The 5,374-nt window shown below is 69.6% G+C and carries 5 protein-coding genes and 1 pseudogene; 4 read left to right on the top strand and 2 right to left on the bottom strand.

Annotated features, from left to right (window positions below; all coding sequences use genetic code 11):
- The 3 genes and pseudogenes from DSP71_RS24505 to DSP71_RS21520 all read left to right on the top strand — a co-directional run.
- A pseudogene (locus DSP71_RS24505) lies at window positions 1-458 on the top strand (hypothetical protein); the annotation flags it as partial.
- On the top strand, window positions 434-1,207 hold the full coding sequence (locus DSP71_RS21525; RefSeq protein WP_197077719.1) for an ABC transporter ATP-binding protein: 774 nt from the start codon (window positions 434-436) through the stop codon (window positions 1,205-1,207). The pseudogene DSP71_RS24505 and the gene DSP71_RS21525, both read left to right, overlap by 25 nt.
- Window positions 1,204-2,418: an ABC transporter permease gene (locus DSP71_RS21520; RefSeq protein WP_046749498.1), complete on the top strand. Its 1,215-nt coding sequence runs from the start codon at window positions 1,204-1,206 to the stop codon at window positions 2,416-2,418. The genes DSP71_RS21525 and DSP71_RS21520 overlap by 4 nt, the downstream gene beginning before the upstream one ends.
- A 44-nt stretch (window positions 2,419-2,462) precedes the next feature.
- On the opposite strand, the gene DSP71_RS21515 is transcribed toward DSP71_RS21520, so the two are convergent.
- Window positions 2,463-3,272, bottom strand: a complete 810-nt coding sequence (locus DSP71_RS21515; protein WP_061017853.1) for an RDD family protein — start codon at window positions 3,270-3,272, stop codon at window positions 2,463-2,465.
- A gap of 16 nt (window positions 3,273-3,288) precedes the next feature.
- Between DSP71_RS21515 and DSP71_RS21510 the strand changes: the two genes are divergently transcribed.
- Complete coding sequence (locus tag DSP71_RS21510) at window positions 3,289-4,281, top strand: stage II sporulation protein M (protein ID WP_046749496.1); 993 nt, start codon at window positions 3,289-3,291, stop codon at window positions 4,279-4,281.
- A gap of 38 nt (window positions 4,282-4,319) precedes the next feature.
- On the opposite strand, the gene DSP71_RS21505 is transcribed toward DSP71_RS21510, so the two are convergent.
- A partial coding sequence (locus tag DSP71_RS21505) for a DUF58 domain-containing protein (RefSeq protein WP_147251426.1) occupies window positions 4,320-5,374 on the bottom strand: 1,055 nt, incomplete at its 5' end.

The following is a 5,374-nucleotide window of genomic DNA, read 5'->3' as shown; positions in this document are numbered from 1 at the left end:
TGTACCGGCTCGTCAATGCTCCCACCGAGGCCACGGTCACCATCACGGGCGGCCCTGCCCCGTTCGCGTGCACCGGTGTGGGAGTCCAGGTGACGGCGGAGGGCACCGCGAATGTGCGCTGCGCGATCCCGGTCGACCAGACGGTCTTCGCAGGTCTCCCCGCGAAGATCGACCTCGCTCTCGGCCAGGTGGATGACGCGCTGGTGATCCCGGTCACCGCCGTCCAGGGCGGTGCGGGGTCGGGGAAGGTCTGGGTCGACGCCGGTGACGGCTCCGACCCCGAGGAGCGGGCGGTGACTCTCGGCGTCAACGACGGCGTCATGGTCGAGGTGACGGAGGGTCTGGCGGAGGGCGACAGCATCCGTCAGTTCGTGCCCGGCTTCGTCGCGCCGGTCGAGGAGTTCTGCTACGAGGTCTCCCCGGGAGTGGAGCAGTGCGACACCGGGACCAGCTGGTGAGCCTGGTCGCGCTCGACGACGTCTCCAAGAGCGTCCTGCTCGCCGACGACTCGCGCCTGGAGATCCTTCGGGGCGTCACCCTCGAGGTCGGAGCGGGGGACCACGTCTCCATCGTGGGCCGCTCGGGGTCGGGGAAATCGACGCTGCTCAACATCCTGGGGATGTTGGATGCGCCCACCTCCGGCTCCGTCGCGTTCGAAGGTCGGGAGGTGCGCCGGATGCGCTCCGGTCGCCTCGACCGCCTTCGCGGCGACAACGTCGGCTTCGTGTTCCAGCAGTTCAACCTTCTGCCGGGGCGTACGGCGATCGACAACGTGATGATGCCGCTCGGCCACGCGAAGGGGCGGATGTTCTGGAACCGTCGCCAGATCGCGGCCGACATGCTCGAGCGCGTCGGGCTGGGGCATCGCGTCGACCAGATCGCCGACAAGCTCTCCGGCGGTGAGCAGCAGCGTGTCGCCATCGCGCGGGCTCTCGTCCGCAGACCGGTCCTGATCCTCGCGGACGAGCCGACCGGAGCCCTCGATATCGACACCGGGGCATCGGTCATGTCGCTGCTCGACGAAGTGGCGACAGAGACCGACGCGGCACTGGTCACCATCACGCACGATCTCCATGTCGCTGCGCGGGCGCGTCGCCACTACCGACTCGACGCCGGACGCCTGGAGATCGCCGACCTCAGCCGCGCCTTCGAGGCGTCGACCCTCGCCGCCCCCGTGCCCTCCGCCGCACCGGAGGTGGTCGCATGACCGGTTTCCTCGGCGCCCTCTCCGACGCCTGGGCCGAGATCCGTGTGCACAAACTGCGCGTGCTGCTCAGCCTCATCGGGATCGCCGTGTCCGTGGGCGCGCTCACCGCGGTCGTCGCGATCTCCGAGTACCAGCGACAGTTCCAAGCCGAGCAGTCCGACCGGTGGGGCGGACGAGCGGCCACCGTCGTCGTCGCGGTCAACAGCGACGACGGCACGCCCGTCGACGCCGACGAGTTCGATGCCCGCTTCGACCGCGTGTCCGAGCGCTTCGGGTTCAGCCACACGGCGCGCATCTCCCAGGGCGTGATGCTCGACGTCCAGCTCCCCGACGGGATCGTGCAGGTTCCGGCCCGCGTCATGGATCCCGCGTTCTCGCAGATCCATCGCGAGCGCCTCCTGGAAGGGCGGTGGTTCCTCGATTCCGACAGCGAGGCGATGGCCCCGCCCGTCGTCATCACGGAGCCCCTGTGGGACCGGCTGGGGCGTGTGCCGTTGTCGCAGCACCCGACCGTGACGCTCGGCGGCCCGGCCGGCGGGACGTACCAGGTGATCGGCATCACTCCGCGCCAGGGGATGGGCGACGAGGAGATGCGCGTCGATGTGCTGTACGACTCCTACCGTGCCCGCGTGGATGCGCTCCCGACCGATGCGTGGACGCAGTACGAGATCTGGATGGGGACCGGCCAGGTGGATCGGATCGCGCCGGTGCTCGCGATGGACCTCAGGGCGGGGCTGCCCGAAGGTCAGACGGTGTCCGTGAGCAGGTCCGACTGGGCTGCGCAGCCGGGGGCTCTGGATGCGCAGGCGACGTTCGAGATGGTCACCGGTGGTATCGCGGCCCTGATCCTCGCCCTCGGGGCGCTCAGCCTGATCAACATCCAGCTCGTGGCGATGCGTCAACGCGTTCGGGAGATCGGGGTCAGGCGCGCTTTCGGTGCGAGCTCGGGGCGGGTCTTCTTCGCGGTGTTCCTGGAGAGCCTCGTGGCCACCACGGTCGCGGGAGTGATCGGGATCGCGATCGTCGTCGCGGTGCTGCGCTCGGAGTGGATCATCACGTCGATGTTCTACGGGATCCAGGACATCCCGCCCTTCCCGATGCGCGCGGCGCTCATCGGCCTCCTCGCGTCGGTCATCGTCGGTGCGGTGTCCGGGTTCATCCCCGCGCTGGTCGCTCTCCGTGTCAAGGTGATCGACGCGATCCGCTTCTGACGCACGCGTGAAGGTGCGGAGGACGCCGCGGTGACCGACGCCGTTCAGACGCCGACGCGCCGTCCGGTGAGCCGTTCGGCGCGACGGTCGGAGTTCTCCAGTGCCCGGCGTTCGCGTTCCCGGCGCAGCGCGGTGATCCCGATCAGCGCCTGCTCCGGCGGAGCCGGAGGCAGCGGCGAGACGAAGGGGGTCGCCTCGGTCAGCAGATCGAGCGCGACACGTGCCCGTGCCGCAGGAATCATGCGGGGGGCGCTCTGCAGGAACTGGGAGATGCGCCGCGCGAGCCGGTCGGGGAGCCGAGCGACGTCGGCGATCTGGGCCCAGCCGCCCAACGACGGAGGAAGCACGGGTACGTGCGCGACGAGAGCGGGGGTGCGTACGCGCTGACTGTAGGTGCCGGCGACCAGGTCGCCCAGGCGCTGCGACCGCGCGTTGAACGCGCCGGTGAGCACCGCCACACCGCCGAAGGTCATGTAGATCTCCAGCACGCCGAGGAGGGCGCGGATGAAGGCGTGTCGGAACCCCGCGGCGCCTCCGTCCACGCGCACGATGCGCCCGCCGACCGCGAGCTTGCCGAGGCTGCGTCCCTTCAGGGCGACCTCCATCGTGATCGGCAGCACCACGAAGCTCACCACGAAGGCCGAGACCACGGCGATCCGATCCGTCGTCTCGTCGAGCACGCCGGCGTCGAGCAGCCAGATGCGTAGGAAGATCCACAGGAGGAACACGGCGTATCCGAGGAGCATGTCGATCGCGGCGCCGAGCGCTCGGAGCAGGAAGCCGATGGGCTGCACGTCGATCGCCACGGCCTCGCCGGAGAGCACCTCGTCTGCAGCATCGATCGGGGTGGACATGAGTACAGTAAATCAGGTGGATGCCGATGCGCTGACAGATGCACGCCGCGCCGAATGGGAGCGGCTGGACCAACTCAGTCGCGCCCGTCTCGACGGGGACGGGGTCGACGAGCTCATCGTCCGATACCGCGCCGCCTCCGCCGACCTGGCTGAGCTCAAGACCTCGGTCGGCGATTCGCCGCAGGGTGCCTACCTGTCGACCATCCTGGTCCGTGCACGCCTGCGTCTGACCGGTGCATCGGACAGCATCCTCACGCAGACCGGACGCTTCTTCCGTCTGCAGCTTCCCGCTGCGCTGTATCGCCTGCGTTGGACGACCCTGGTCATCGCGATCTCCTTCATCGCGGTCGCCGTCGGCACCGCGGCCTGGATCGCGAGCGATCCCGCGCTCGTGGCGACTCTGGGCTCGCCGTCCGCACTCGAGCAGTATGCGGACGAGAGCTTCACGGGCTACTACACCGAGAACCCCGCTGCCGTGTTCATGGGCATGGTCTGGACGAACAACGCCTGGATCGCGATGCAGTGCGTGCTCTTCGGCGTCACGGGGATCTGGCCGGTCTACATGCTCGTGCAGAACGCGATGGGTCTCGGGACCACCGGCGCGGTGATGGCCGTCCACGACAAGGCCGACCTGATGGTGCTGTACATTCTTCCGCACGGGATGCTCGAGATGACCTGTATCTTCGTGGCGGCCGCCGCGGGTCTGCACGTGTTCTGGGCCTGGGTGGCGCCGGGGCGACGTACGCGAGGTGAAGCGCTCGCCGAGCAGGGCCGAGCGCTCGCGACCGTGGCGATCGGTCTGGTCTTCGCCCTGTTCCTCGCGGGGCTCGTCGAAGGTTTCGTCACCGGTTGGGCACTGCCGTGGCCGGTCAAGATCGGTATCGGAGGCGCGGCACTCGCCGTGTTCCTGATCTACATGCTCGTCATCGGCGGGCGCGCGCACCGCCAGGGTGAGACGGGAGACCTCGTCGAGTACGAAGCGGGTACGCCGCGTCTGGTGGCGGGCTGACAGACGGTGAGCTGCCACATCTCATCGTGGGCGGGGGTTCAGAGCCGACCAGCCGCTTTCAGCTCCAGATAGCGGTCGGCGATCCGGGGAGGAAGCTCCTCGGGATCGGCGGCGATCGCCTCTCCGCCCGCCCTGCGGATCGCATCGGCGACGTTCTCCGCATCGCGGAGGGTCCTCTCGGCCGCTGCTGCGAGGTACACGTACTCCCGGGAGTCGCGTCGGCGCGCGAGCGCGGAGATGCCGTCATCGGTCACGGAGCCGACCAGCACGGTGGTCGCGCGTGACGCGTTCGGGAAGGCGCCGAGGAATCCACGCGCCGACTCGGCGGCATCCTGCGCGGTCAGAGCCACGATGAGCGAGGGGCGTGTGGTGAGCGTGCGGACGGCGGTGAACGCGCCGTGCCAGTCCGTGTCGACCAGCCGAGCGTGCACCGGAGCCATGGCGTCGGTGAGTGCCGGCAGCAGCGCGGCGCCGTCGACGCCCGTCACCCGCGCGCGGACCACCCTGTCGTACATCAGGAGGTGCACATGATCGCCCGCGCGGGAGGCGAGTGCCGCCAGCAGCAGCGCGGCCTCCAGTGAGGCATCAACACGGGTGCCGTCCCCGACACGTGCGGCAGCCGTGCGTCCCGTGTCGATGATGATGACGACGTGGCGATCCCGCTCCGGCCGCCAGGTCCGCAGCATGGTGGTCCCGGCGCGAGCCGTCGCCCTCCAATCGATCGAACGCACGTCGTCTCCGCGCACGTACTCCCGCAAGGAGTCGAACTCGGTGCCCTGACCGCGCACCTGGATGCTCGTGTTGCCGTCCAGCTCGCGCAGCCGGGCGAGTCGCGACGGAAGATGCTTGCGGGAGGAGAACGCCGGGAGCACTCTGATCGCCCCGCGGACGACGTGCCGGGCCTGTCGACCGGCGATGCCGAGGGGCCCGCGCGAACGCAGCATCACGAACTCGCTCACGAGTTCTCCGCGGCGGCGGGGGAGGAGCGGAATGGCGACCCGGCCGCGTTCGCCAGGAGCGATGTGCAGACGCTGCCGGTCGAGCGGAGCGCCCGCTGTCGGCTGCCATGCGTCGCGGAGCGTCGCGTTCAGTG

The organism is Microbacterium sp. H6 (genome assembly GCF_003314775.1).
GTDB lineage: Bacteria > Actinomycetota > Actinomycetes > Actinomycetales > Microbacteriaceae > Microbacterium > Microbacterium oxydans.
Note: the sequence above shows the minus strand (reverse complement) of the source record. Positions and strands in the feature narration are given on the sequence as shown.